Raw genomic sequence first — 25,220 nt, forward strand, 5'->3', positions numbered from 1 at the left:
CGATAGGAGACCGCCATGAGCGCACTCACCGTGAGCCACGACCCCGAGCAGGGCTGGGACGACCTCGTCCGGTTCTGGGAGGAGATGGAGTGGCCCGAGGGCAGCAAGGTGGAGATCATCGAGGGGATCGTCACCGTGTCACCTGCTCCCGCCTACCGTCACAACCTGATCGCCGAGGGTATTCAGCGTCGCCTCTACTCCGTGATTCCGGACGACTGGGGAATCTTCCAGACGCTGGCCATTTCGGTGCCGTCGCGTCTGGGCATGCTTATCCCGGACCTTGTGGTGGCTCCCCGGCAGGAGCGACCGGAGTCGGACTCCCACCTCCCCGCCGCCCTCGCCGAACTCGTCGTCGAGGTGACCTCCAAGTCCAACGCCGGCCACGACCGCGTCAGCAAGCCCGCCGCCTACGCCACCGCGGGCATCCCGCTGTACCTCCTGGTCGACCGCTGGGCGCCCGGCGGACCCACCGTGACGCTCTACGGGGAGCCGAAGGGCGACGTCTACCGCGTCCTCAAGGCGGTCAAGTTCGGCGACCCCGTCGAGCTGCCGGAGCCGTTCGGCCTCACCCTCGACACGGGCGAGTTCCCCGTCGACTGACCCGGCGTCACCCCAGCACCGTCGCCACCCCCACCAGCACCGGTACGGACACCACCGTCGACAGGAGCACCGACTCGCGGGCCAGGGACTCGGCGACGTGGTAGCGGCTGGCGTACGTGAAGAGGTTCTGGGCGCCGGGGAGGGCCGCGGTCACCACCGTGTCCAGCAGGGCGTGCCCGTGCAGGCCGAACACGCACCGGGCCAGCGTCCAGGCGACCAGCGGCTGGCCCAGCGACTTCAGCGCGACGGACAGCAGCACCAGCCGGCTGTCCCGCCCCCGGCCGGGTGCCGGGTTGCCGTGCAGGGACATGCCGAAGGCCAGCAGGGCCGCCGGGACGGACATGCCGGCGAGCGCGGTCAGCGGGTTCAGGAGCGGACCGGGCAGCTGCCAGCCCGCCGCCGACACCAGCACTCCCGACAGCGAGCCCACCGCGACCGGATTCCGCAGCGGGATCAGCAGGCGCCGCCCCACCGTGCCCTTCCCGCCCGTGCCGGACAGGTCCAGCACGGTGAGCGCGACCGGGGTGACCAGGACGACCTGGAAGAGCAGTACCGGCGCCACCAGGGACGCGTCGCCCAGCACGTACGCGGCGATCGGGATGCCGAGGTTGCCCGAGTTGACGTACCCCGAGCACAGCGCGCCGATCGTCGTCCGGCCCACCCCCCACCGCCGTACCGCGCCGGCCGCGACGAAGACCCCCGCGACCACGGCCGTACTGAGCGCCGTCACCAGCAGCCGGCTGGAGAAGAGGACCGACAGGTCGGCCCGCGCGAGCGTGGTGAACAGCAGCGCGGGCCCGGCCAGCGTGAAGGCCAGCCGTGTCAGCACCTCCCCGCCCTGCGCGCCGAGCGTCCCGCACCGACCGAGCACATAGCCCACCCCGATGACGACCGCGATCACCGCGAACCCGCTCAGCACCCCCGCCATGGCGCCAACCCTGCGAGGAGGCACGGGCACAGGTCAATGTGATCTCCGGCGCCCGCGATGAGTTCCGCCCGCCCCGCCGGTCTACCGCACGTGAATGCCGAGACCCCCGCCGTGCTGGTGCTGCCCGGGCCCGTCCGCCGGGACGAGGTGCCCGGGCTGTGTGCCCGGGTGCGAGCCCTGCTGGAGGGGGGCGCGGCCGGGGTGGTCGTGTGCGATGTGGGCGGGCTCGGACCACCGGGGCTGGCGGCCGTCGACCTGCTGGCCCGGCTGGAGCTGACCGCCCGCCGGGCCGGCGGGCGGATTTGGCTGCGGGACGCCGACCCCGCGCTACACGCCCTTCTCGGCCTCGTCGGGCTCCGCTTCCAGGTGGAGGGGCAGGTCGAAGAGCGGGAACCACCGCTGGGTGTCGAGGAAGCAGTGGAAGCCGGTGATCCGGCCGTCTGAGATCTCCAGCACCTGCACCGCCCACGGGGTGAACCCGCCGTTGTCCGGGTCCGGCTTGTAGTGCGCGAAACCCGGCAGGCCGTTGGCCCGGACCGGCAGCAGCCGGGAGCCGGCGCAGGAGGCACCGAGGGTGGTCATGAAGCCGGTGATGTCGGCGGTGCCGCGCAGCCACAGGTCGAACGGCGGCATCGTCATGACGGCGTCCTCGTGCAGCAGCGCCGTCAGCGCCGTCATGTCGTAGCCCTCGAAGGCCTTGACGTACCGCTCCAGCAGCTTCTGCTGCTCCTCGTCCAGCGGGTCGGACACCGCGCCCTCGGCGCCCGTGTCCCCGCGCTCCGCAAGCGTGGCGCGGGCCCGCTGCAGGGCGCTGTTCACCGACGCGACCGTCGTGTCGAGCAGCTCGGCCACCTCGCTCGCCTTCCACGCGAGCACCTCGCGCAGGATCAGCACCGCCCGCTGCTTGGGCGGCAGCTGCTGGAGCGCCGCCATGAAGGCGAGCCGGACCGACTCCCTGGCGACCGCCGCCTCCGCCGGGTCCGCCACGGCCGGCAGCACGCGCGCGTCCGGCATCGGCTCCAGCCAGGTGTTGTCCGGGCGCGGGGAGAGCGCCGCCTGCGCGAGCGGGGTGGAGTCCGTCAGGTCCATGGGCCGCGCCCGCTTGTTGCCCGCCGTCAGCATGTCCAGGCACACGTTCGTCGCGATCCGGTACAGCCACGAGCGCAGGCTGGACCGGCCCTCGAACTTCTCGTAGCTCCGCCAGGCCCGCACCAGGGTGTCCTGCACCGCGTCCTCGGCCTCGAAGGAGGAGCCGAGCATCCGGTAGCAGTACCCGGTCAGCTCGGTCCGGTGCTTCTCCAGTGCGACGCCGAGATCCGCCGTCGCCGTGCTGTCGCCCATCGTCCACCCACCCCTGTGGCCGTCCCTGCGGCGCGCCTTCACGCCTCAGCTCCTTGGAAGCTACCGCAGCCCACTGACAATGGCCCCCGGAGTCGGGAAAAGCCCAGCTCGGAGTGGTTGTGTTCGGAGATGGGCGGCGTACGCCGGGTCAGTGCGCGGCCACCGGCTCCCGCCGGGCCGCCACCCGGGCGGCCCGGGAACCGAGGACGGTGATCGCGACGACCCCAAGGATCGCGAGGAGGCCGACGCCGACCGTGCCGGACCAGCCGTCCGCGCGGAAGGCCAGCGCGCCGACCGTGCTGCCGGCGCTGGAGCCGATGTAGTACGCCGACTGGTACAGCGCCGAGGCCTGGGCACGGCCGTGCGTGGCCGTCTTGCTGACCGCGGACGACGCGACCGCGTGCCCGGCGAAGAAACCCGCGGTGATCAGTACCAGGCCCAGCAGGACCAGCGGCAGCGAGGCCGCCAGGGACAGCAGCAGCCCGGCCGCCGTCGTGCCGCCCGCCAGGTACAGCGCGCCCCGGCGGCCGAACCGGCCCACCAGCCGGCCCGCAGTGGACGCCGACACCGTACCCACCAGGTAGACCAGGAAGATCGAGCCCACGATGCCCTGCGGCAGCCCGAACGGCGCGGACGTCAGCCGGTAGCCGATCACCGTGTAGACGCCGCCGAACACCGTCATGAACAGGGCGCCGATCGCGTACAGGCGGCGCAGCAGCGGGTCGGCGAGGTGACCGCGGACGGTGCCGAGCAGCACCCGCGGGCGCAGCGAACCCGCCGTGAAGTGCCGCGGCGCCGGCAGCAGCAGCCGGAACGCCACCGCGCACCCGACGGCGAGCGCGCCGATCACCCCGACCGAGATCCGCCAGCCCCATTCCTGCGCGACCCAGCCGGTGATCACCCGGCCGCTCATGCCGCCGACGCTGTTGCCGGCCACGAACAGTCCTATCGCCGTGACCAGTGCCTTCGGCCGCACCTCCTCGGCGAGGTAGGCCTGCGCCGAGGCCGGCAGCCCGGCCAGCGCGGCACCCTGCACCGCCCGCAGCACCACCAGCGCGCCGAGCGACGGGGCGAAGGGCACCAGCATGCCGACCGTGACGGCGACGGCCAGCGAGCCGGTCATCACCGTACGGCGGCCGAACCGCTCCGACAGCGCGCTCATCGGCAGCACGAACAGCGCCAGTCCACCGGTCGCGGCGGCCACGGTCCAGCTCGCCTCGCTCGCCGCGACCCCGAACTCCCCGGAGATCAGCGGCAGCAGGGCCTGGGTGGAGTAGAGCAGGGCGAAGGTCGCGACCCCGGCGAGGAACAGGGCGAGGCTCATCCGGCGGTAGCCGGGGCCGCCCGGGGTCAGCCGGGAGTCGGAGCCGGGGGCAGGGACGGACGGGACGGACGGGACGGCGCCCACGCGGGTGGACGCCCCGGTACTGGCGGGAGACATGACTCGACCGTACGTACGGCCTCTTTCATGCGTCCAATGCATGGAACGGCCATAATCGTTCCCATGGCGCATCAGCAAAGCTCACAGGCTCGCCTGTCACCGTCCGGTGACACGAAAGACATGGCGCTGTCGCTCGCCCCGCGGCTCGCGTACTTCGCCGGCGTGGCCCGCACCGAGCACGTCACCCGGGCCGCGCAGGAGCTGAACGTGCCCCAGTCCACGCTGTCCCGCGCGATGGCCCGGCTGGAGCGTGACCTGGGCGTCGACCTGTTCGCCCGGCACGGCCGCACGGTCTCCCTGACCACCGCCGGCCGCACCTTCCTCGCCTCCGTCGAGCGGGCCCTCGGCGAGATCGGGCGGGCCGCCGAGGAGGTCCGCGCGGACGCCGACCCGGCCACCGGCAAGGTCGCCTTCGGCTTCCTGCACACCATGGGCGCCGAGACCGTACCCGGTCTGCTGCACGCCTTCCGCGCCGACCACCCGCGCGTCCGCTTCAGCCTGGTGCAGAACTACGGCGAGGCGATGCTGGAGGGGCTGCGCGCCGGCGAGCTGGACCTGTGCCTCACCTCGCCCGTCCCCGACGCCCCCGACCTGGTCGCCCGGCGCCTCGACGAGCAGAAGCTCCGCCTGGTCGTCCCCGCCGAGCACCGCCTGGCGGCCCGCCGCCGCATCCGCCTGGCCGAGGCGGCCGAGGAAACCTTCGTCACCCTCGAACCCGGTTACGGCCTGCGCCGCATCACCGACGACCTGTGCCGCGAGGCCGGCTTCAAACCCCGCATCGCCTTCGAGGGCGAGGAGGCGGAGACCCTGCGCGGCCTGGTGGCGGCGGGTCTCGGGGTGGCCCTCCTGCCGCCCCCCACCGTCGCCCGCCCGGGCGTGGTGGAACTGACGGTCACGGCCCCGAGAGCGGCCCGCGAGATCGGCGTGGCCTGGCTGGCCGACCGCCCGGACACACCCCCGGTGGCCGCGTTCAAGAAGTTCCTGCTGTCCAGGAGGGGCAACCTGCTGCCCGCCTAGGGGCCCCGGGCCCTACCGCTTGAGCGACTTGCCGAACCCCGCGGCCAGCGGCATCCGGAGTCCGATCGGCGGCGGCGCGGCCAGCGCGTCCTCCACGGGGCGGGACACGCAGTGCCCGAACAGCGCGCCCATGGCGAAGTCCACCGCCAGGGAGACCACTTCGTCCCGGTACCCGTGCAACCCGTGTCCGTCGGAGTGCACTTCGAACCGGCACACCTCCCGGTTCGCCTTCTTCGCCCGTGCCGCGAAGCGGAAGGACAGCTCGGGGTCGGTCCGTTCGTCGTTCGTGCCGTGGGCGATCAGCACGCGGCGCCCCACGAGCTGCTTCACCGGCTCGGCGGGCGCGGCGACGTCCTCCTCCGGCAGCCAGGGGGCGAGCGCCACGACGGAGTTGACGGCCTCGTGGCCGCCGGACCGGAGCGCCGCCCGGCCGCCCATGCCGACGCCGGCCAGGCAGACGGGCACGTCCCCGTACCGTCGTACGACCTCGTCGGCGGCCCACTCGGCGTCCGCCGCGAGATGGGCCTCGCTGCCGTTCCAGCCGCGGTAGCGGTAGTGGACGGGGTGCACGGCCAGCCCCTCGGACCGGCCCGCGCGCGCCAGGGCGCGGCCCAGGGAGCGCAGCAGGCTCATCGCCCGGACGGGGGACGGCCGGCGGGCGGAGACCTCCTCCCCGCCGGGGAGCAGCAGCACCGCTCCGCTCACCGACGTCGGCTCCGGGCCGACTGTCCTCCCCAGCCTGGCCGTTCGGACCGGCGTCGCTTGCTGTCCCATGACAGAACAGTCTCAGAAGGCGCGGTGTACGAAACCCGTCCGGGGGGTCACCGTTGGGTATCGGCGGAAAACCGCCGGGAGACAGCCGTCGCGCACACCGGCCCTTCTACGCGCGTAGGCGTTAGAGTGCGGAAATGACGAGCCAGACCGCACCGACCGGGAACGCCCCCACCGCGGACCAGATCCGCCGGGCGCCCAAGGTACTGCTGCACGATCATCTCGACGGCGGGCTCCGCCCGGGCACCGTCGTCGACCTCGCCCGCGAGAGCGGCTACGCCGGGCTTCCCGAGACCGACCCGGACAAGCTGGGGATCTGGTTCCAGGAGGCCGCCGACTCCGGCTCGCTGGAACGCTATCTGGAGACCTTCCGGCACACCGTCGGCGTCATGCAGACCCGCGAGGCCCTGGTCCGGGTCGCCCGGGAGTGCGCCGAGGACCTCGCCGAGGACGGCGTCGTCTACGCCGAGGTGCGGTACGCGCCCGAGCAGCACCTCGACGGGGGCCTGACCCTGGAAGAGGTGGTCGAGGCCGTCAACGAGGGGTTCCGCCAGGGTGAGCGGCTGGCCCGGGAGAACGGCCGGCGGATCCGGGTCGGCGCCCTGCTGACCGCCATGCGGCACGCGGCCCGCTCCCTGGAGATCGCCGAACTCGCCAACCGCCACCGGGACTCCGGCGTGGTCGGCTTCGACATCGCGGGCGCCGAGGCCGGCCACCCGCCCACCCGGCACCTGGACGCCTTCGAGTACCTCAAGCGGGAGAACAACCACTTCACCATCCACGCCGGCGAGGCCTTCGGGCTGCCGTCCATCTGGCAGGCGCTCCAGTGGTGCGGCGCCGACCGGCTCGGCCACGGGGTGCGGATCATCGACGACATCGAGGTCCGCGAGGACGGCTCGGTCACGCTCGGCCGGCTCGCCTCCTACGTGCGGGACAAGCGGATCCCGCTGGAGCTGTGCCCCAGCTCCAACCTGCAGACCGGGGCCGCTCCCTCCTACGCCGAGCATCCCATCGGGCTGCTGCGCCGGCTGCACTTCCGGGCCACGGTGAACACCGACAACCGGCTGATGTCGCACACCACCATGAGCCGGGAATTCGAGCACCTCGTCGAGGCGTTCGCTTACACGCTCGACGATCTCCAGTGGTTCTCCGTCAATGCGATGAAATCAGCGTTCATTCCTTTCGATGAACGACTCGCCATGATCAATGACGTCGTCAAGCCCGGATATGCCGAGCTGAAATCCGAATGGCTGTTCCGGCAAACCGCGTCCACCAGCGGTTCTGGCGGTCCGGAGGCGTAGTCACCCGGTGTTTCCCGGCCCGGAAAGCGGACGTACTTTCACAAGGCGTCCGTATTTCGGTGTTTGCGGCGGGCGGCCCGGGATGTTTACGGTCGTGGACCGCTCGGATCGTTCGTGATCTCCCGTCTCCGCATGCAAGGACGCATTCACCATGAAGCAGTCTGCTGCCAAGACCCTCGGTGTCGCCGCCCTCGGCGCCGCCTTCGCCGCCGCCGGTGCGGGCGCGGCCAGCGCAGCCCCGGTCAGCCCGGACGCCGGCAAGACGCTGGACACCGTCACCAGGACGCTGCCGCCCGGGCAGGTCATCGAGGCGCTGCCGGACAGCGGCGCCGTGAAGACGCTGAAGCCCGTGGCCAAGCGCGGTGTCGCCGCGGCGATGCCGGCCGTCGGCAAGGGGGCGGCCGCCGCGCAGCCGGTCGCCGAGAGCGTCGTCGCCCAGGGCCCGACCAAGCCGGTCGCCGGCCTGCTGGGCGGACTGCCGCTGAAGGGCTCGCCCACGCACGGCGTGCCGATCAACGGGATCCCGGTCGGCTGACCCCGGCCTTCCGTACTGCGCGGGGCGCTCCGGCATGTCCGGGGGCGCCCCCGTGGCGTGTCCGCGCCCGCGTTCACCAGGCCGTGCGGGCCTTGTCCTCGGACGGCATCAGCAGCCACAGCGCTATGTAGAGCAGGAACTGCGGGCCCGGCAGCAGGCAGGACACCAGGAAGATCACCCGCATCGTGGTGGCCGAGGTGCCGAAGCGCCGGGCCAGTCCGGCGCAGACTCCGCCGATCATGCGGCCGTGGGTGGGGCGGGCAAGCGCGCTCATGTCGGCTCCTCCGTGGTCGTCGGCTCGACGTCCGAGCCGGTGGCGGGACCCCCGGTGGGACCCCTCAACTGTTGTCCACCGTACGGAGACGAAGAGGACGAAGCGTCCCTCTACGGGGCGATCCCGACCCTGGGAATCGTCGGGGTACGGCCCTGAGACAGCTCCTCCTGGACGGTGACCGCCGGTTCCGCCGCCCCCGGTTCCCGCACGTCCCGCCGCCGCAGCCAGGCCCGGCCCGCCGGTACGACGGCCAGGTGGGCCAGGATGACGCCCGCCGTGTTCAGCAGCAGCGAGTCGACGTCCACGACGCGGCCCGGTACGCCGGTCTGCAGCAGGGCGATGCCGAGGGAGACCAGGGTGCCGGCCGCGGCCGTACGGAGCAGGGACGCGAGCGGGAGGACGGTGAGCCTGCCGTGCGCCGCCGGCAGCAGCACGCCCAGCGGGGCGAGCAGCGCGAGTCCCTCGCCGAGGGGTCTGACCGCGTGCGGCCAGCCGAGCGCGAGGTCGGCCCGGATGCCGGCCAGCGGCCGCAGGTTCGGGGGCGTGACCCAGGGGACGTCCAGCGGGCGCAGCATCAGCCAGGCGACGAGGGCGAGGTGGGCGACGAGGAGGACACCTCCTGTCACACGGACGCGGATCGCGGCGCTGCCGCCGATGGAGCCTTGACGCTGCACGACCCCCTAGACGCCGGGGCCGGCGTGATTGGTTCCGCCCCGGAAGCTTTCGCCGCCCGACCGCCCCGGGCTAAGCGGTCACCCCGCTGGACGGCGGCTGCGTGCTGCCCGGGTGGTCGCGGAGCTCGTCCGTGCACTCGTAGCGGCGCAGCGGGTCCGGGGCCGGCCCGCCCAGGATGACCGAGCCGTCGTCCTCCGTCGCCGCCGAGTCGGACAGGGTGCACACCAGCTGCGCCAGGGCGTACGAGGTGAGCCGCGCGGGCGCCGTGCTCAGGCGGAGCGTGTCCTCGGGGTCCTTCGGGCGGGGCCCGGTCACCCCGAGACCGCCGGGCACGTACGTCGTGTAGCCCGCCGAGCGCTCCGCGGAGGAGGGCTGCTTGGCGAGCTGGTCCAGCAGCCCCTGCGCCACGATCACCCGGCGCCGGGCGTCCGCGGTGCCCTCCGGGACCGGCACGGTGCGGTCGACGGCCACCAGGGACGCCCCGCACAGCAGGAAGACCTGCACCGGCACCCCGTGCGCGGACTGCGCGGACTCGTCGGGCCCGGCCAGCGAGCACGGCACCCGGGACGGCGCCGCCCCGAAGTCGGTCGGCACCTCCGTGGCCCGGATGCCGCAGCCGGTGAGCAGCGCGCCCAGGAGGGGCAGCACCAGCAGCCGTCGTACGGTCATGACCCCTCCTCTCCTGCTCTGTGCGTGTCGGTCCTGCTGTCCCCGGCGTCCCCGCCGTCCTCCTCGGTGAGCCGTGAGGCGTCCCGTGGCAGCCGCAGGGTGAACACCGCTCCGCCCTCCGGGGAGTTGGCCGCAATGATCTCGCCGCCGTGGATGTGGGCGTTCTCCAGGGCGATGGACAGGCCGAGCCCGCTGCCCTCGGAGCGCGGCCGGGAGGCGCTCGCCTTGTAGAAGCGGTCGAAGACGTGCGGGAGGACGTCCTCCGGGATGCCGGGCCCGTGGTCGCGGACCCGGATCTCGATCGAGTCGTCCGTCTCCCGGACCGACACCCGCACCGGCGAGCCGCCGTGCTTGAGCGCGTTGCCGATCAGGTTGGCGAGGATGACGTCCAGGCGGCGCGGGTCGAGCTGCGCGTGGATGCCGCGTTCGGCGTCCAGCTCGACCGCGTCCAGCCAGGCGCGGGCGTCGATGCAGGCGGTGATCTGGTCGACGATGTCGACGTCGTCCAGGACCAGCCGGGCGGTGCCCGCGTCGAAGCGGGTGACCTCCATCAGGTTCTCGACGAGGTCGTTCAGCCGCCGGGTCTCGCTGACCACCAGCCGGACGGCCGGCTCGATCATCGGGTCCATGCTCCCGGTCTCCGCCTCCAGCTCCTCCTCCAGCACCTCCGTGACGGCGGTGATGGCGGTGAGCGGTGTGCGCAGCTCGTGGGACATGTCGGCGACGAACCGGCGGGACGCCTCGTCCCGCGCGGCCATCTCCGCGACCCGCTGCTCCAGCGCCTCGGCCGCGTTGTTGAACGTCCGGGACAGATCGGCGAGTTCGTCGGTGCCGGAGACCCGCAGCCGGGTGTCCAGCCTGCCCTCGCCGAGCCGCCGCGCGGCCACCCCGAGCCGGTGCACCGGCTTCAGCACGGTCGTGGCGGCGGCCTGCGCGAGCAGCGCGGCCCCGATCAGCGCGAGCCCGGTGGCGATGCCCAGCGACCAGGCCAGCGAGTTGAGGTCCTTGGCCTCCGGCTCCAGGGACTTCGCCATGTAGCCCGTCGGGCCGCCGCCGATCACGCGCGTACCGGCCACCAGGTAGGGCGTGCCGTGGTCCACGACCCGCTGCCAGTACAGGTGGTACGGCTCCTTGTTGGCGCCGCTCACCTGCTGCCGCTTGGCCACGGCGGCGCGCAGCGACCCGGGCACGTCCTCCAGGGCGAAGCCGTTGATGCCGCCCGAGTTGCCGTACACCGTCTTGCCGTCGGCGTCCTGGGCGACCAGCAGCACGCTGAAACGCTGGCTGCTGGCGGCCATCTGGCCCGCGGCGCGCTGCAACTGGTCCTGGGTCGGATGCTCCGGCAGCGCGCCGGCGCGGTTCTGCATCTCCTGCCGGAAGTCGCGCAGCACCGCGTCCTGGGCGCGGGTGAGCACCGCCTCCCGGTTGAGCCAGTAGGCGATGCCCGACGCCGACACCGCGGCGGTGAGCGCGACCAGCGCGAAGACCAGCACCAGGCGCAGCCGGAGGCTGGTGAACCTGAGCCGCGACAGACTTCCCCTGCGCCCCGCGGCCCAGCCGCGCAGCCCCCCTTGCGTATCGGTCACTGAGGCGCGTCCAGGCGGTAGCCGACACCACGGACGGTGCGGATCAGCGTCGGGGACGACGGCACGTCCTCGACCTTGGCGCGCAGCCGCTGCACACAGGCGTCGACCAGGCGCGAGTCACCGAGGTAGTCGTGCTCCCACACCAGCCGCAGCAGCTGCTGCCGGGACAGCGCCTGACCGGGCCGCCGGCTCAGCTCCAGCAGCAGCCGCAGCTCGGTCGGGGTCAGCTGGAGGTCCTCGCCGTTCTTCGTGACGGTCATCGCCGACCGGTCGATGACGACGTTGCCGAAGGTCGCCGAGTCACTGGACTCGCGCTCGCCGCGCCGCAGCACGGCCCGGATCCGGGCGTCCAGCACCCGGCCCTGCACCGGCTTGACGACATAGTCGTCGGCGCCCGACTCCAGGCCGACCACGACGTCGATGTCGTCGCTGCGCGCGGTCAGCAGGATGATCGGCAGCTGGTCCGTGCGCCGGATGCGCCGGCACACCTCGAACCCGTCGATGCCGGGCAGCATCACGTCCAGCACGATCAGGTCCGGCCGCTGCTCGCGCAGCAGCTTCAGACCGTCCTCGCCGCTGGCAGCGGTGGCCACCCGGTGTCCCTGGCGCGTCAGGGAGAGCTCCAGGGCCGTACGGATGGCGTCGTCGTCCTCGATCAGCAACAGGGAAGGCACGGGCTCATTCTGGCCCATGGAGGGCCCGCCGTACGACCTGCCGGCGCCAGGCCGTCCGCAGCGCCATGACCTGTGCACCCACCGTGACGGCCCTGGGCCGGGCCCCTGTGACAGGTCTGTGACAGTCGGCGGACACGGCCATGAAGTGGCCCCGGCAATCTTTTCGACACGGGCCGGACGGGGAGCCGGTACCGCCCGGCAAGACCGAATCGCCGGAAGTCCACGACGGGGAGCGCGAGATGAACACGCTGCACAGCATCAGCACCAGCGCAGTGGTCACGCGTCTGCACGACGTGCACCGGGGTTCCGAGAAGTCCGGTGCCGTGAGCGGGCGGGGGTGCGCTCGCGGCACCGGGCGTCAGCACACCGCCTACATGACGGTGGTCGACGCACGGGGGGAAGCTCACGGGGGAGCCGCGTACGGGGAGGAGCCGGGGGAGCGCCGTTCGCTGACCGAGGCGGAGTTCACCGCCTACGTCCAGGAGCGCCGCGCCTCCCTGTACGCCACCGCCTACCACCTGACCGGTGACCGCTTCGAGGCCGAGGACCTGCTGCAGAGCGCGCTGTTCTCGACGTACCGGGCGTGGGAGCGGATCAGCGACAAGGCGGCGGTCGGCGGATACCTCCGCCGCACCATGACCAACCTGCACATCAGCGCCTGGCGGCGCCGCAAGCTCAACGAGTACCCGACCGAGGAACTGCCGGAGACGCCCGGCGAGACGGACGCGATGCGCGGCACCGAGCTGCGCGCGGTCCTGTGGCAGGCGCTGGCCCGGCTGCCCGAACTCCAGCGCACCATGCTGGTCCTGCGCTACTACGAGGGCCGCACGGACCCGGAGATCGCGGAGATCCTCGGCATCAGTGTCGGCACGGTGAAGTCGAGCATCTGGCGTTCGCTGCGCCGGCTGCGCGAGGACGAGGTCCTCAGCTTCGGCCGTGACCAGGAGGACGCCTTCGGCGAGCTCGTCGCCTGAAGGACGGGGGAAACGGGGGAGAACGGGGGACCACCGGGGGGTGGGCCTTCGGGGGAACGGGGGAAGAACGGGAGCGGGACCGGACGGGCTGGGGGGCCTGCCGGTCCCGTTGTCGTGCGTACGGGCGTTACGCCGCCGTCTCCTGCCGCACCGGCCGGCCCGTCGCCGCTGCCGCCACCCGGCCCAGCGCCTCGTCCCGGTCGCACGGATGCGCGCCGAGGGACACCTGGCGGGCGACGATCGTGCGCTCGGCCCGCATCAGCCGCCAGCCGCGGCGCAGCAGGAACGGCACCGACTTGCGGCCCTCCTTCAGATCGCGCAGGAAGCGCCGCCGGAAGGTGGTGACCGGGCCGCGGGTCAGGCACAGCGCGTCCGCCAGCAGGCCCAGCTCCCGGCAGCGCTCGACGATCTCCGCGGCGAAGATGCCCTCCGCGATGAACAGCGGGGTACGGCCGATGTGCAGCGTCTCCTCGCCGGTGCGGGCGCTCAGCGAGAGGTCGTACACCGGCACCGGGGTCGAGCCCGTCGCGCACAGCCGGGTGATGGCCTCGACGGCGACGTCCGCGTCCCACGACTGCGGGTGGTCCCAGTCGATGTCCGAACTCCCCTGCACCAGGGGCAGAGTCGGGTCGTCACCCTCCTTGTAGAAGTCGTCCAGGCGCAGCACGGGAAGCCCGGAGCGGGCGGCGACGAGTGACTTGCCCGAGCCCGAGGGGCCGCACAGCAGCACGACACGGGCGGGGAACGGAGGATGAAGGCTCACGGAACACCAGTTTGAGGCATCGCGGCCGCCCTGCCGACCCCGCGGGTCGGCTTTTGAGCGTGAGTCTCACCTCAACTACCCTGTGTGTCGATCCTCTTACCCTGCGCACCAGAAGGTGGCACCAGCGATGGCCCGACACACCTCTCCCGAGCACCCCGCCGCGCAGCGCGCCCTGATCACCCTGGTGGCCGCCGGAGCGGTCCTGGGGGCGGGCGCGGCCACGGCGTCCGCCGACTCGATCCCCGCTCTGGGCGTCGGCTACCGCCCCACGGACATCGGCCACGTCGACCCGCAGTCTGGCCTGCGCGCCACGACGGGCATGGTCCAGTACGTCACCGGCCCGGTGGCCGGCCTCAAGCCCAACCCGCTCGCGGGCACAGGCGTGGACCCCCTGGACAACGGGGTGGGCACCCAGCTGGCCGACTTCAAGCCGGTCGGCTCCCAGAGCCTGACCCGGCCCCTGGCCCAGGCCCCGTCGTTCGGCAGCGTCCCGGTGCTGGGCCAGGCCCTCGGAGTCCCGGGCCACTGAGGGCGCCCCCGACGGGCGCGGGGCGGGGTCCGGCATGCGGCTCCGCCGCGCGGGCGCGACAGGCCGCAACGCGCCCGCGGCCGGCCGACGGCGGCAGTTCCCCGCCCGGGACCCGTCAGTAGGAAGACCCGCCCGCGCCCAGCGACCCCGTCGGGTGCCACACCGTCTTCGTCTCCAGGAACGCCGTCATCCGCTCGATGCCCGGCGTCTCGAAGTAGTCCACAGCCTGTGGACGCAGCACCCGCTTCAGATTGTCGGCCGCCGCGACCTCCAGCTCCTTCGCCAGCACCTCGTCCGCGCCCGCGAGGTCGATCGCGTTGACGTCCTGGTGCGCGGCGAGCGGCGCCGCGATCTCCGCCGTGCGGCCGGACAGCACGTTGACCACGCCGCCCGGGACGTCGGAGGTGGCCAGCACCTCGCCCAGGGACAGGGCGGGCAGCGGGGCCTTCTCGGAGGCGATCACGACCGCCGTGTTGCCGGTGGCGATCACCGGGGCCACCACCGACACCAGGCCGAGGAAGGACGACTCCTGCGGGGCCAGCACGGCGACCACGCCGGTCGGCTCGGGGGAGGAGAGGTTGAAGTACGGGCCCGCGACCGGGTTGGCGCCGCCGGTCACCTGGGCGATCTTGTCGGTCCAGCCGGCGTACCAGACCCAGCGGTCGACCGCGGCGTCCACCACCGCGGCGGCCTTCGACTTGGACAGGCCCTCCGCGTCCGCGACCTCCCGGACGAACTGCTCCCTGCGGCCCTCCAGCATCTCCGCGACGCGGTAGAGGACCTGTCCCCGGTTGTAGGCGGTCGCGCCGGACCAGCCGCCGAACGCCTTGCGCGCGGCCACGACCGCGTCCCGGGCGTCCTTGCGGGAGGACAGCGGAGCGTTGGCCAGCCACTTGCCCTTCGAGTCCTGCACCTCGTACACCCGGCCGCTCTCGGAACGCGGGAACTTCCCGCCGACGTACAGCTTGTAGGTCTTGAAGACAGACAGTCGGTCAGACATCGAGGTACGCCTCCAGGCCGTGGCGGCCGCCCTCGCGGCCGAAGCCCGACTCCTTGTAGCCGCCGAAGGGCGAGGTCGGGTCGAACTTGTTGAACGTGTTGGACCAGACGACACCGGCGCGCAGCTTGCCGGCGACGGCCAGGATGCGCGAGCCCTTCTCGGTCCAGATGCCGGCCGAGAGGCCGTACTGGGTGTTGTTCGCCTTGGCGACCGCCTCGTCCGGGGTGCGGAAGGTGAGGACCGACAGCACCGGGCCGAAGATCTCGTCACGGGCGATGGTGTGGGCCTGGGTGACGTTCGTGAACAGCGTCGGGGCGAACCAGTAGCCGCTCTCCGGCAGGGCGCAGGCCGGCGACCAGCGCTCGGCGCCCTCCGCCTCGCCCCGCTCGGCCAGCGCGGTGATCCGGGCCAGCTGCTCCGCGGAGTTGATCGCGCCGATGTCGGTGTTCTTGTCCAGCGGGTCGCCCAGGCGCAGCGTGGACAGACGGCGCTTGAGGGAGTCCAGCAGCTCGTCCTGGACCGACTCCTGGACCAGCAGCCGGGAGCCCGCGCAGCAGACCTGGCCCTGGTTGAAGAAGATGCCGGTGACGATGCCCTCGACGGCCTGGTCCACGGGTGCGTCGTCGAAGACGATGTTCGCGCCCTTGCCGCCCAGTTCGAGCGTGAGCTTCTTGCGCGTGCCGGCGACCGTGCGGGCGATCTCCTTGCCGACGGCCGTGGAGCCGGTGAACGCCACCTTGTTCACGTCCGGGTGCGCGACCAGCGCGGCGCCCGCGTCGCCGTAGCCGGGGAGGATGTTGACGACACCCTTGGGCAGTCCGGCCTGGCGGCAGATGTCCGCGAAGAACAGGGCGGACAGCGGGGTGGTCTCCGCAGGCTTCAGCACGACCGTGTTGCCGGTCGCGAGGGCCGGGGCGATCTTCCACGCCAGCATCAGCAGGGGGAAGTTCCAGGGGATGACCTGACCGGCCACGCCGAGCGGCCGCGGGTTCGCGCCGAAGCCGGCGTGGTCGAGCTTGTCGGCCCAGCCCGCGTAGTAGAAGAAGTGCGCGGCGACCAGCGGGAGGTCCGCGTCGCGGGTCTCCTTGATCGGCTTGCCGTTGTCCAGCGTCTCCAGGACGGCCAGCTCACGGCTGCGCTCCTGGACGATGCGGGCGATGCGGAACAGGTACTTGGCGCGCTCGGAGCCGGGCAGCGCCGACCACTTCTCGAACGCCCTGCGGGCCGCCTTCACCGCGCGGTCGACGTCCTCGGCGCCGGCCCGGGCGACCTCGGAGAGGACCTCCTCGGTGGACGGCGAGACGGTCTTGAAGACCTTGCCGTCGGCGGCCTCGGCGAACTCGCCGTCGATGAACAGGCCGTAGCTGGGCGCGATGTCGACGACCGCGCGGGACTCGGGGGCGGGTGCGTACTCGAAAGCCATGGGGGATCAGTCCACCGTCACGTAGTCGGGACCGGAGTAGCGGCCGGTGGCCAGCTTCTGGCGCTGCATCAGCAGGTCGTTGAGGAGCGAGGAGGCGCCGAAGCGGAACCAGTGGCTGTCCAGCCAGTCCTCGCCCGCGGTCTCGTTGACCAGCACCAGGAACTTGACCGCGTCCTTGGTGGTGCGGATGCCGCCGGCCGGCTTCACGCCGACCTGTACACCGGTCTGGGCCCGGAAGTCGCGGACCGCCTCCAGCATCAGCAGGGTGTTGGCGGGGGTGGCGTTCACCGCGACCTTGCCGGTGGAGGTCTTGATGAAGTCGGCGCCGGCCAGCATGCCGAGCCAGGAGGCGCGGCGGATGTTGTCGTACGTCGACAGCTCGCCGGTCTCGAAGATGACCTTCAGGCGGGCGCTGTCCCCGCAGGTCTCCTTCACGGCGACGATCTCGTCGTACACCTTCAGGTACTTGCCGGCGAGGAACGCGCCCCGGTCGATGACCATGTCGATCTCGTCGGCGCCGGCGGCGACGGCGTCCCGCACGTCGGCCAGCTTCACGTCGAGCGCGGCACGGCCGGCCGGGAAGGCGGTGGCGACGGAGGCGACCTTGACGCCGGAACCGGCGACGGCCTCCTTGGCGACGGCCACCATGTCGGGGTAGACGCAGACCGCGGCCGTCGTGGGGGTCGTCCGGTCCGTGGGGTCGGGGTGGACCGCCTTGGCGCCGAGCGCCCGGACCTTGCCCGGGGTGTCCGCGCCTTCCAGCGTCGTCAGGTCGACCATCGAGATGGCGAGGTCGATGGCGTAGGCCTTCGCGGTGGTCTTGATGGAACGGGTGCCGAGAGACGCGGCGCGCGCCTCCAGGCCGACCGCGTCGACGCCGGGCAGCCCGTGGAGGAAGCGGCGCAGCGTGCTGTCGGACGCGGTCACGTCCGAGAGAGCGTGAGCTGTGGGTGCGGTAGTGGGCATGGTCACCAGACGAGCATATCTACGCGCGTAGCGGCTGTACACCCCCGCTGCTCGCCCCGGGTCCGAGATCACGGATGAGCGCCGGTTCCCGGGCGCGTGGCCGCACCGCCGGCGGTGTCGTGCAGAATCGGGCCATGACCACCCCGGACCACCCGTCACCCGCGTCGCCGCCTCCCGTGTCCGCCGCCAAGGACCGGATCTACCGCTCGCCCCTGGGGCTGGCGGGCGGCGTGCTGCTGCTCCTGGTCGTCCTCTGGCTGGGCTTCGACGCCCTGGTCAAGGGCCACGGCCGGACCCCCTGGCTGGCGCTGGCCGGGATGATCCTCATCGTGCCGCTGGTCATCGCCTTCACGCTCCGTCCCGCCGTCTTCGCGGGCGAGGAGCGGCTGCGCGTCCGCAACCCGTTCCGGGTCGTCACCCTGCCCTGGGGCGAGGTCGCCGCGCTGCGCTCCGGCTACTCCAACGAGGTCGTCGCCAAGTCCGGCACCAAATACCAGCTGTGGGCCATCCCCGTCTCGCTGCGCGCCCGCAAGAAGGCGGCCCGCCGGCAGCAGCGGGCGGCGGCCGACGCGGCCCGCGGTGTGACGCCGGGCGGCGGGAGCGGCGCGCTCGGCCCCGGCGGCTTGGGCCTCGGCGGCTTCGGCCTCGGCGGGTTCGGCCTGCGCGTCCCGGACACCGGGCCGACCCGCGCGGAGACCGACAAGGCCATGGACGAGCTGCGGGAACTGCTGGAGCGCCAGGGCGGGACCGAGCCCGCGCAGGGCGAGGTCACCGTGCGCTGGGCGTACGAGGTGGCGGCACCCGCGGTCGCCGGCGCGGTACTGCTGGCGATCCTGCTGGCGGTGGGGTGACGGCGGGGGCCCTTCCGGTGGCCGGGAGCCACGGGACGGCCCCTCCCGGTGGGGTGAGGCCGCCGTGGCGTGCCGCGGTCGGGCGTGATCCAGCCCACCCGTACGAACGGACCGCCGGCGAGATCACCGCCCTGTGGCGCGCCCCCGGGCTGCGCCCGTCCGTACCCGCCGCGGACGGGCGGCGGGGCCGGCCGCTGTGGCCCCTGGCGCTGGAACTCGCCTGGACGGCGGCGCTGGTGTTCCCGCCCTGACGCCGGTGCCGCCGGGGCACCCCTGGGGGCGCCCCGGCGGCACCGGCGGTGGCGTGGTGGGGCCTCAGATGCCGGCGGCTGCAGACAGGTCCCGCTTGACGGCCGTCAGCAGCTCGGCCGCGCGGGTGCGGGCGGCCGGCAGGGCGGCGTGCGCGGAGACCGGGACGACGACCTCCAGGTAGCACTTCAGCTTGGGCTCGGTGCCGCTGGGGCGCACGATGACCCGGGCGCCGTCGAGGGTGTAGCGCAGGCCGTCCGTGGGCGGCAGCTGCTCCGTGCCCCGGGTCAGGTCCTCGGCCCGCACGATGGGCAGGCCGGCCAGCTCGGTCGGCGGCTGCTCGCGCAGCCGGCGCATCGCGTCCGCGATCAGCGAGAGGTCCTGGACGCGGACCGACAGCTGGTCGGTGGCGTGCAGGCCGTGCTCCACGGCGAGGTCGTCGAGCAGGTCGAGGAGGGTACGGCCCTCCTCCTTCAGCACGGACGCCAGCTCCGTGATCAGCAGCGCGGCGGTGATGCCGTCCTTGTCGCGCACGCCCTCCGGGTCCACGCAGTAGCCGAGGGCCTCCTCGTAGCCGTAGCGCAGGCCGTCGACGCGGGCGATCCACTTGAAGCCGGTCAGGGTCTCCTCGTACGGCAGCCCCGCCTTCCCGGCGATCCGGCCGAGCAGGGAGGAGGAGACGATCGACTCGGCGAAGGTGCCCCGGACACCGCGGCGGACCAGGTGGGCGGCGAGCAGCGCGCCGACCTCGTCGCCGCGCAGCATCCGCCAGTCGCCGCCGTCCTTGACGGCCACGGCGCAGCGGTCGGCGTCCGGGTCGTTGGCGATGACGAGGTCCGGGTCGGTGCTGCGGGCCCGCGCGAACGCCAGGTCCATCGCGCCCGGCTCCTCCGGGTTCGGGAAGGCGACCGTCGGGAAGTCCGGGTCCGGGTCGGCCTGCTCGGCGACGAGCACCGGCTCCGGGAAGCCGGCGCGGGCGAAGGCGGCCAGCAGCACGTCCTTGCCGACGCCGTGCATGGCCGTGTAGACGGTGCGGGCGGTGCGGGGGGAGCCGGCGGCCAGGACGGCGTCCGTACGGGCCAGATAGGCGTCCAGGACCGCGTCGTCCAGGGTCTCCCAGCCGGCGTCCGGACGGGGGACGTCGTGCAGGGAGGCGATCGCGTCGATCTCGGCGGCGATCTCCGCGTCGGCGGGCGGGACGATCTGCGAGCCGTCGCCCAGGTAGACCTTGTAGCCGTTGTCCCGGGGCGGGTTGTGGCTGGCGGTGACCTGCACGCCCGCGACCGCGCCGAGGTGCCTTATCGCGAAGGCCAGCACGGGGGTGGGCAGCGGGCGGGGGAGCACGGCGGCGCGCAGGCCGGCGCCGGTCATCACGGCGGCGGTGTCCCGGGCGAAGTCGGCGGACTTGTGGCGGGCGTCGTAGCCGATGACGACGACGCCGTCGGCGTGGCCCTGCTTCTTCAGGTACGCGGCGAGGCCGGCGGCGGCGCGGATGACGACGCTGCGGTTCATGCGCTGGGGGCCGGCGCCGAGTTCGCCCCGCAGGCCGGCGGTGCCGAACTGGAGGGTGCCGGAGAACCGGGCCGACAGTTCCTCGACGTCACCGGCGTCGATCAGCTTGGCCAGTTCGTCGCGGGTCTCCTGGTCGGGGTCCTCGGCGAGCCATGCGCTGGCCTTGGCCATGAGATCGTCGTGCACCTTGGGATCAACCTCTCCTTGTTTGCCTGGTCCACCGGGGGCTCCGCCCCCGGACCCCCCTGCCCGCCGGCCCACCCGGCTCGGCCGGCCGCGCAGTGAACGGGCGCGGTCGCGCCGGCGCCGGCGCGGACCGGCGGCCCGCCTGCGCCGGTCCGGGCCGCCGTTTCCTACAGCTTGCCCAGCACCTGGCCCAGCAGCTGCCCCATCCGTGCCGCCGAGTCGCGGCCGGCCTGGAGGACCTCCTCGTGGTTGAGGGGCTCGCCGGTCATGCCCGCGGCCAGGTTGGTGACCAGGGAGATGCCGAGCACCTCGGCGCCGGCCTCGCGGGCGGCGATCGCCTCCAGCACCGTGGACATGCCCACGAGGTCCGCGCCGATGACACGGGCCATGCGGACCTCGGCCGGGGTCTCGTAGTGCGGGCCGGGGAACTGGGCGTAGACGCCCTCCTCCAGCGTGGGGTCGATCTCCTTGCACAGGGCGCGCAGGCGCGGGGAGTACAGGTCCGTCAGGTCGACGAAGTTGGCGCCGACGATCGGGGAGGTCGCCGTGAGGTTGATGTGGTCGCTGATCAGGACCGGCTGGCCGGGGCGCATGCCCTCGCGCAGACCGCCGCAGCCGTTGGTCAGCACGATGGTCTTGCAGCCGGCCGCCACGGCGGTGCGCACACCGTGGGCGACGGCGGCGACGCCACGGCCCTCGTAGTAGTGGGTGCGGCCCAGGAAGACCAGGGCGCGCTTGTCACCGAAGGAGTACGAGCGGATCTTTCCGCCGTGGCCCTCGACCGCCGGCGGCGGGAAGCCGGGCAGCTCGGTGACCTGGAACTCGGCGTCGGGCGCGCCCAGGGCGTCGACGGCCGGAGCCCAGCCGGAGCCCATCACGAGGGCGACGTCGTGGGTCTCGGCACCGGTCAGTGCGCGCAGGCGCGCGGCGGCGGCGTCGGCGGCGGCGTAGGGGTCGCCCTGGATGTCGTCCGGAAGAAGAGATGCGTTCACGCCGATGAGGGTAACCGCTCTTCGCCTACGCGCGTAGATGACAGAGCCCACGGGTTTGGGTCCGTTGTCTTGTCGGTTTCCACAAACGCGGGGCAAAAGGGGAGGAAAACCAGGGTGCGCCGCGGGGCGCCGGCTCAGCAGGGACGTTTGCGGAGTTCCATCACATAGTCGTGCGGCGCCCCCGCCGACTCCGCCGCGTCGGCGACCTCGCCCAGGTACCGCGCCGACGGCAGCCCGCCCTCGTAGGCGTTGAGCACGTAGGCCCAGGCCGGCTCCTCACCGTCCAGCGTGTGCACGCGCACGCGTACCCGGCGGTAGATCTGCAGTCCCACGCCCTCCCACCGGTCGAGCGACTCCTCGTCCATGGGGGCGATGTCGTACAGGCCGACGAAGACCTGCGCCAGCGGGTCCTCGACGATCGTCGCCAGCGCGCCCTCCCAGCCGAGCTGCTCACCGCCGAAAGTCAGCCGCCAGCCGTTCAGCCACCCGGTGGCGCGCAGCGGGGAGTGCGGGGCGCGGCGGGACATCAGGCGCGCGTCGAGGTTGCCGGCGTACGCGGCATAGAGCGACATGCACCGAGGGTACGGCAGGCGCCCCGCACGCCCCGGGACCGATCCGGGGGTGCCCCCGGGCAGTAGCACCTTGAAGCGTGCGGGACAATGGGGTACGTGACTCGGATCGTGATCATCGGTGGCGGACCCGGCGGATACGAAGCGGCGCTGGTGGCCGCTCAGCTCGGCGCGGAGGTGACCGTCGTCGACTGCGACGGTCTGGGCGGAGCGTCGGTGCTGACCGACTGCGTGCCGTCGAAGACCCTTATCGCTACGGCCGAGGTCATGACGACCTTCGACTCGTCGTACGAAGAGCTCGGCATCATCGTCGCCGACGACACCCCGCCGCTGGAGCAGGCGGCCCGGGTGGTCGGCGTGGACCTCGGCAAGGTCAACCGCCGGGTCAAGCGGCTCGCGCTCGCCCAGTCGCACGACATCACCGCCTCCGTCACCCGCGCCGGCGCCCGGGTCATGCGCGGGCGCGGCCGGCTGGACGGCATGCAGGCCCTGGACGGGTCCCGGAAGGTCGTCGTCACCGCCGCCGACGGCACCGAGGAGACCCTCACCGCCGACGCCGTCCTCATCGCCACCGGCGGTCACCCGCGGGAGCTGCCCGACGCCCAGCCCGACGGCGAGCGCATCCTGAACTGGACCCAGGTCTACGACCTCACCGAACTGCCGGAGGAGCTGATCGTGGTCGGCTCGGGTGTCACCGGTGCCGAGTTCGCCGGCGCCTACCAGGCCCTCGGGTCCAAGGTCACGCTCGTCTCCTCCCGCGACCGCGTGCTGCCCGGCGAGGACCCGGACGCCGCCGCCGTCCTGGAGGACGTCTTCCGCCGCCGCGGCATGAACGTCATGGCCCGCTCCCGCGCGCAGTCCGCCAAGCGCGTCGGCGACCGGGTCGAGGTGACGCTGGCCGACGGCCGGGTCATCAGCGGTTCGCACTGCCTGATGGCCGTCGGCGCCGTCCCGAACAGCGCGGGACTGGGTCTGGAGGAGGCCGGGGTCAAGCTGCGCGAGTCCGGGCACATCTGGACCGACAAGGTCTCGCGCACGACCGCGCCCGGCGTGTACGCGGCCGGTGACGTGACCGGCGTGTTCGCCCTGGCCTCCGTCGCCGCCATGCAGGGACGTATCGCCATGTACCACTTCCTGGGCGACGCGGTGGCCCCGCTGAACCTGAAGACGGTCTCCTCGAACGTCTTCACCGACCCGGAGATCGCGACGGTCGGCTACACACAGGCGGACGTGGACGCGGGCAAGATCGACGCACGGGTCGTCAAGCTGCCCCTCCTGCGCAACCCGCGCGCCAAGATGCAGGGCATCCGGGACGGCTTCGTGAAGATCTTCTGCCGGCCCGGCACCGGGATCGTCGTCGGCGGTGTCGTCGTGGCGCCCCGCGCCTCGGAACTGATCCACCCCATCTCGATCGCCGTCGACAACAACCTGACGGTCGAACAGATCGCGAACGCGTTCACGGTGTACCCCTCCCTTTCGGGGTCGATCGCGGAAGTCGCCCGGCAGCTGCACACCCGCAAGGCGAGCGCGGAGGGCTGACGGGGCCGGCCGACTGCCCGCCGGTCACGGGGAGTTGCCGCGCATGCGGACGGCATAGTCGGGGCGGGCGGGGCCTATATCACTTCCCGCCCCACCATGCGAACAACTTCTGTTATTCGGCGCAAACTGCTGAAACCAGACGGTCGCTGGGGTTACTGTCAGTTTCGTGTTCGCTGCTGAACGTCGCCAATTGATCCTCGAAATGGTGCGAGCGAACGGTGCCGTGTCGCTCCGTGAACTCGCCCGCGTCGTCCAGACCTCCGAAGTGACCGTACGGCGGGACGTGCGCGCACTGGAGGCAGAAGGACTCCTCGACCGCCGGCACGGCGGTGCGGTACTGCCGGGCGGTTTCACGCGGGAGTCCGGCTTCCCGCAGAAATCGCATCTCGCGACCGCCGAGAAGACGGCCATCGCCGACCTCGCGGCGGGCCTCGTCGAAGAAGGCGAGGCGATCGTGGTCGGGGCCGGTACGACCACGCAGGAACTGGCCCGTCGCCTCGCGCGCGTGCCGGGCCTGACGGTCGTCACCAACTCCCTCCTGGTAGCCCAGGCGCTGGCCCATGCCAACCGGGTGGAGGTCGTGATGACCGGAGGCACCCTGCGCGGCTCCAACTACGCCCTCGTCGGCTCCGGTGCCGAGCAGTCCCTTCAGGGCCTGCGGGTGTCGAAGGCCTTCCTCTCCGGGAGCGGCCTGACGGCCGAACGCGGGCTGTCCACCTCCAACATGCTCTCGGCATCCGTCGACCGGGCCCTGGTCCAGGCCGCCGCGGAGGTGGTGGTCCTCGCCGACCACACCAAGCTCGGCACGGACACGATGTTCCAGACCGTGCCGACGGACCTCATCACCCGGCTGGTCACCGACGAGCCGCCCGTCCACGACGACCGGGCCGCCACGGAGTTGCAGGCGCTCGCCGACCAGGGGGTGCAGATCGCCGTCACGGGGGCGAGCGGAAGCCCGGGGGGTGACCAGGTCCCGGCGGGCCGTCGCGCTCCCCTGCCGGGACCGCGACGAGGCCATGTACCCGGTTCCTCCGCCCTGCGGTCCGCCGCGGGCCTGGGCGACCCGGCATCCGCCGACCGCGGCCGGGTCGCCGACCTGCGCCGCCGGTGACGGCGGCACGGGGGCGGGGCGGGTGATGCGCTGCCCCGCGGGCCGCCGGTGCTGTGGGTGCGGCCGGTGCTGTGGGTGCCGCCGGTTCACCGGTGCGCCGCGGCGGGAGGTACGAGGGGGAGGCGAGCGTCGGGGCCGCGCCCGGGTGCCCGCCCGCCCGGGGTGCCCGCCCGGCCGGCGGCCGGTACAGCGGCGGAGGGCGCCGGGAGGGCCGAGCATCCCTGTGGCTCCTCCGACCGCTCGGTCACATCATCCACTTGACGGTGAATCGTTCCGCCGATCGGCCCAGCCCGTACCGGCCCGCGAACGCCAAGCCCGGCGGACCGTGAAGCGTGGCCGCCGGGCGTGGCTGTGGACGGTGGAGCGGGTCAGTCCTTGATCTCGCAGATCGCGGCGCCCGAGGTGAGGGAGGCGCCGACCTCGGCGGTCAGGCCCTTGATGGTGCCGGCCTTGTGGGCGTTGAGGGGCTGTTCCATCTTCATGGCCTCCAGGACGACGATCAGGTCGCCTTCCTGGACTTCCTGGCCTTCCTCGACCGCGATCTTCACGATCGTGCCCTGCATGGGCGAGGCGAGGGTGTCGCCGGAGGCGACCGGGCCGGACTTCTTCGCCGCGCGGCGCTTGGGCTTGGCCCCGGCCGCCAGGCCCGTGCGGGCCAGCGACATGCCCAGCGAGGACGGCAGGGAGACCTCCAGGCGCTTGCCGCCGACCTCGACGACGACCGTCTCGCGGCCCAGCTCCTCC

Annotated in this window: 28 protein-coding genes; 11 read left to right on the top strand and 17 right to left on the bottom strand. The window is 72.9% G+C overall.

Features of this window, described 5'->3' with window-relative positions:
• The first annotated feature begins 15 nt into the window (after positions 1 to 15).
• Complete coding sequence (locus IG05_RS0124280; RefSeq protein ID WP_030345739.1) at positions 16 to 600, top strand: Uma2 family endonuclease; 585 nt, start codon at positions 16 to 18, stop codon at positions 598 to 600.
• A gap of 7 nt (positions 601 to 607) precedes the next feature.
• Here the strand turns inward: IG05_RS0124280 and IG05_RS0124285 are convergent, their stop codons facing one another.
• Complete coding sequence (locus IG05_RS0124285) at positions 608 to 1,528, bottom strand: AEC family transporter (protein ID WP_030345740.1); 921 nt, start codon at positions 1,526 to 1,528, stop codon at positions 608 to 610.
• A 57-nt stretch (positions 1,529 to 1,585) separates the two neighbouring features.
• Here IG05_RS0124285 and IG05_RS45625 point away from each other — a divergent pair, with 57 nt between their 5' ends.
• The gene (locus IG05_RS45625; RefSeq protein ID WP_158839008.1) at positions 1,586 to 1,972 is read left to right on the top strand and encodes an STAS domain-containing protein; all 387 of its coding nucleotides are present in this window, start codon (positions 1,586 to 1,588) and stop codon (positions 1,970 to 1,972) included.
• Here IG05_RS45625 and IG05_RS0124290 read toward each other — a convergent pair.
• Positions 1,856 to 2,869 (bottom strand): sigma-70 family RNA polymerase sigma factor, encoded by a 1,014-nt coding sequence (locus IG05_RS0124290; protein WP_030345742.1) that lies wholly within the window; start codon positions 2,867 to 2,869, stop codon positions 1,856 to 1,858. The genes IG05_RS45625 and IG05_RS0124290 overlap by 117 nt on opposite strands.
• A gap of 148 nt (positions 2,870 to 3,017) precedes the next feature.
• Positions 3,018 to 4,310, bottom strand: a complete 1,293-nt coding sequence (locus IG05_RS0124295) for an MFS transporter (protein WP_030345743.1) — start codon at positions 4,308 to 4,310, stop codon at positions 3,018 to 3,020.
• A 63-nt stretch (positions 4,311 to 4,373) separates the two neighbouring features.
• Between IG05_RS0124295 and IG05_RS0124300 the strand changes: the two genes are divergently transcribed.
• A complete protein-coding gene (locus IG05_RS0124300; protein ID WP_037814542.1) occupies positions 4,374 to 5,327 on the top strand; it encodes a LysR family transcriptional regulator in 954 nt (317 codons plus the stop codon).
• Positions 5,328 to 5,339: 12 nt separating this feature from the next.
• Here the strand turns inward: IG05_RS0124300 and IG05_RS0124305 are convergent, their stop codons facing one another.
• Positions 5,340 to 6,101: an alpha/beta hydrolase gene (locus IG05_RS0124305; protein WP_107051405.1), complete on the bottom strand. Its 762-nt coding sequence runs from the start codon at positions 6,099 to 6,101 to the stop codon at positions 5,340 to 5,342.
• Positions 6,102 to 6,235: 134 nt separating this feature from the next.
• Here IG05_RS0124305 and IG05_RS0124310 point away from each other — a divergent pair, with 134 nt between their 5' ends.
• Both IG05_RS0124310 and IG05_RS0124315 read left to right on the top strand, forming a co-directional pair.
• The gene (locus IG05_RS0124310; protein ID WP_030345746.1) at positions 6,236 to 7,399 is read left to right on the top strand and encodes an adenosine deaminase; all 1,164 of its coding nucleotides are present in this window, start codon (positions 6,236 to 6,238) and stop codon (positions 7,397 to 7,399) included.
• Between the two features lie 151 nt (positions 7,400 to 7,550).
• Positions 7,551 to 7,934 (top strand): hypothetical protein, encoded by a 384-nt coding sequence (locus tag IG05_RS0124315; protein WP_030345747.1) that lies wholly within the window; start codon positions 7,551 to 7,553, stop codon positions 7,932 to 7,934.
• Between the two features lie 73 nt (positions 7,935 to 8,007).
• Here the strand turns inward: IG05_RS0124315 and IG05_RS0124320 are convergent, their stop codons facing one another.
• From IG05_RS0124320 to afsQ1, 5 genes are all read right to left on the bottom strand, one after another.
• Positions 8,008 to 8,208 carry a PspC domain-containing protein gene (locus tag IG05_RS0124320; RefSeq protein WP_030345748.1) on the bottom strand — a complete coding sequence of 67 codons (201 nt, stop codon included), beginning with the start codon at positions 8,206 to 8,208 and terminating at the stop codon, positions 8,008 to 8,010.
• Positions 8,209 to 8,318: 110 nt separating this feature from the next.
• The gene (locus IG05_RS0124325; protein ID WP_030345750.1) at positions 8,319 to 8,882 is read right to left on the bottom strand and encodes a VanZ family protein; all 564 of its coding nucleotides are present in this window, start codon (positions 8,880 to 8,882) and stop codon (positions 8,319 to 8,321) included.
• A gap of 70 nt (positions 8,883 to 8,952) precedes the next feature.
• On the bottom strand, positions 8,953 to 9,552 hold the full coding sequence (locus IG05_RS0124330) for a hypothetical protein (RefSeq protein ID WP_030345752.1): 600 nt from the start codon (positions 9,550 to 9,552) through the stop codon (positions 8,953 to 8,955).
• Positions 9,549 to 11,138 carry a sensor histidine kinase gene (locus IG05_RS0124335; RefSeq protein WP_037814544.1) on the bottom strand — a complete coding sequence of 530 codons (1,590 nt, stop codon included), beginning with the start codon at positions 11,136 to 11,138 and terminating at the stop codon, positions 9,549 to 9,551. Before IG05_RS0124335 ends, IG05_RS0124330 begins: the two co-directional genes overlap by 4 nt.
• Positions 11,135 to 11,812, bottom strand: a complete 678-nt coding sequence (afsQ1, locus tag IG05_RS0124340) for a two-component system response regulator AfsQ1 (RefSeq protein ID WP_026248263.1) — start codon at positions 11,810 to 11,812, stop codon at positions 11,135 to 11,137. Before afsQ1 ends, IG05_RS0124335 begins: the two co-directional genes overlap by 4 nt.
• Before the next feature lie 239 nt (positions 11,813 to 12,051).
• Between afsQ1 and IG05_RS0124345 the strand changes: the two genes are divergently transcribed.
• A complete protein-coding gene (locus IG05_RS0124345; RefSeq protein ID WP_030345759.1) occupies positions 12,052 to 12,786 on the top strand; it encodes a SigE family RNA polymerase sigma factor in 735 nt (244 codons plus the stop codon).
• Between the two features lie 127 nt (positions 12,787 to 12,913).
• Here IG05_RS0124345 and IG05_RS0124350 read toward each other — a convergent pair whose 3' ends face one another.
• On the bottom strand, positions 12,914 to 13,516 hold the full coding sequence (locus IG05_RS0124350; RefSeq protein ID WP_030345761.1) for a uridine kinase family protein: 603 nt from the start codon (positions 13,514 to 13,516) through the stop codon (positions 12,914 to 12,916).
• A gap of 160 nt (positions 13,517 to 13,676) precedes the next feature.
• Between IG05_RS0124350 and IG05_RS0124355 the strand changes: the two genes are divergently transcribed.
• Complete coding sequence (locus tag IG05_RS0124355) at positions 13,677 to 14,078, top strand: hypothetical protein (RefSeq protein WP_030345763.1); 402 nt, start codon at positions 13,677 to 13,679, stop codon at positions 14,076 to 14,078.
• Between the two features lie 115 nt (positions 14,079 to 14,193).
• Here the strand turns inward: IG05_RS0124355 and IG05_RS0124360 are convergent, their stop codons facing one another.
• Genes IG05_RS0124360 through deoC form a run of 3 tightly spaced genes read right to left on the bottom strand, consistent with a single transcriptional unit; the run spans position 14,194 to position 17,467 of the window.
• Positions 14,194 to 15,078 (bottom strand): aldehyde dehydrogenase family protein, encoded by an 885-nt coding sequence (locus tag IG05_RS0124360; protein ID WP_030345765.1) that lies wholly within the window; start codon positions 15,076 to 15,078, stop codon positions 14,194 to 14,196.
• Positions 15,071 to 16,501, bottom strand: coding sequence for an aldehyde dehydrogenase family protein (locus IG05_RS0124365; protein ID WP_030345767.1), 1,431 nt, complete (start codon positions 16,499 to 16,501; stop codon positions 15,071 to 15,073). The genes IG05_RS0124360 and IG05_RS0124365 overlap by 8 nt, the downstream gene beginning before the upstream one ends.
• Positions 16,502 to 16,507: 6 nt before the next feature.
• Positions 16,508 to 17,467, bottom strand: a complete 960-nt coding sequence (gene deoC / locus IG05_RS0124370; RefSeq protein ID WP_030345769.1) for a deoxyribose-phosphate aldolase — start codon at positions 17,465 to 17,467, stop codon at positions 16,508 to 16,510.
• A gap of 134 nt (positions 17,468 to 17,601) precedes the next feature.
• Between deoC and IG05_RS0124375 the strand changes: the two genes are divergently transcribed.
• Both IG05_RS0124375 and IG05_RS0124380 read left to right on the top strand, forming a co-directional pair.
• Positions 17,602 to 18,318 carry a PH domain-containing protein gene (locus tag IG05_RS0124375; RefSeq protein ID WP_030345771.1) on the top strand — a complete coding sequence of 239 codons (717 nt, stop codon included), beginning with the start codon at positions 17,602 to 17,604 and terminating at the stop codon, positions 18,316 to 18,318.
• 53 nt (positions 18,319 to 18,371) lie between these two features.
• The gene (locus IG05_RS0124380; RefSeq protein ID WP_030345773.1) at positions 18,372 to 18,569 is read left to right on the top strand and encodes a hypothetical protein; all 198 of its coding nucleotides are present in this window, start codon (positions 18,372 to 18,374) and stop codon (positions 18,567 to 18,569) included.
• A 64-nt stretch (positions 18,570 to 18,633) separates the two neighbouring features.
• On the opposite strand, the gene IG05_RS0124385 is transcribed toward IG05_RS0124380, so the two are convergent.
• The 3 genes from IG05_RS0124385 to IG05_RS0124395 form a co-directional block, all read right to left on the bottom strand.
• The gene (locus tag IG05_RS0124385; protein WP_030345775.1) at positions 18,634 to 20,265 is read right to left on the bottom strand and encodes a phospho-sugar mutase; all 1,632 of its coding nucleotides are present in this window, start codon (positions 20,263 to 20,265) and stop codon (positions 18,634 to 18,636) included.
• A 167-nt stretch (positions 20,266 to 20,432) separates the two neighbouring features.
• Positions 20,433 to 21,257 carry a purine-nucleoside phosphorylase gene (locus tag IG05_RS0124390; RefSeq protein ID WP_030345778.1) on the bottom strand — a complete coding sequence of 275 codons (825 nt, stop codon included), beginning with the start codon at positions 21,255 to 21,257 and terminating at the stop codon, positions 20,433 to 20,435.
• 134 nt (positions 21,258 to 21,391) lie between these two features.
• Positions 21,392 to 21,829, bottom strand: coding sequence for a gamma-glutamylcyclotransferase (locus IG05_RS0124395; protein ID WP_030345780.1), 438 nt, complete (start codon positions 21,827 to 21,829; stop codon positions 21,392 to 21,394).
• A gap of 87 nt (positions 21,830 to 21,916) precedes the next feature.
• On the opposite strand from IG05_RS0124395, the gene IG05_RS0124400 reads away from it, so the two are divergent.
• Complete coding sequence (locus IG05_RS0124400) at positions 21,917 to 23,365, top strand: NAD(P)H-quinone dehydrogenase (protein ID WP_030345781.1); 1,449 nt, start codon at positions 21,917 to 21,919, stop codon at positions 23,363 to 23,365.
• 166 nt (positions 23,366 to 23,531) lie between these two features.
• Complete coding sequence (locus IG05_RS0124405; RefSeq protein WP_078894417.1) at positions 23,532 to 24,476, top strand: DeoR/GlpR family DNA-binding transcription regulator; 945 nt, start codon at positions 23,532 to 23,534, stop codon at positions 24,474 to 24,476.
• A gap of 368 nt (positions 24,477 to 24,844) precedes the next feature.
• Here the strand turns inward: IG05_RS0124405 and IG05_RS0124410 are convergent.
• The coding region (locus IG05_RS0124410) for an acetyl-CoA carboxylase biotin carboxyl carrier protein subunit (RefSeq protein ID WP_030345783.1) at positions 24,845 to 25,220 on the bottom strand (376 nt) is incomplete at its 5' end.

Origin of the sequence: Streptomyces sp. NRRL S-1022, assembly GCF_000720135.1 — a bacterium.
In the GTDB taxonomy this organism is placed as follows: Bacteria; Actinomycetota; Actinomycetes; order Streptomycetales; family Streptomycetaceae; genus Streptomyces.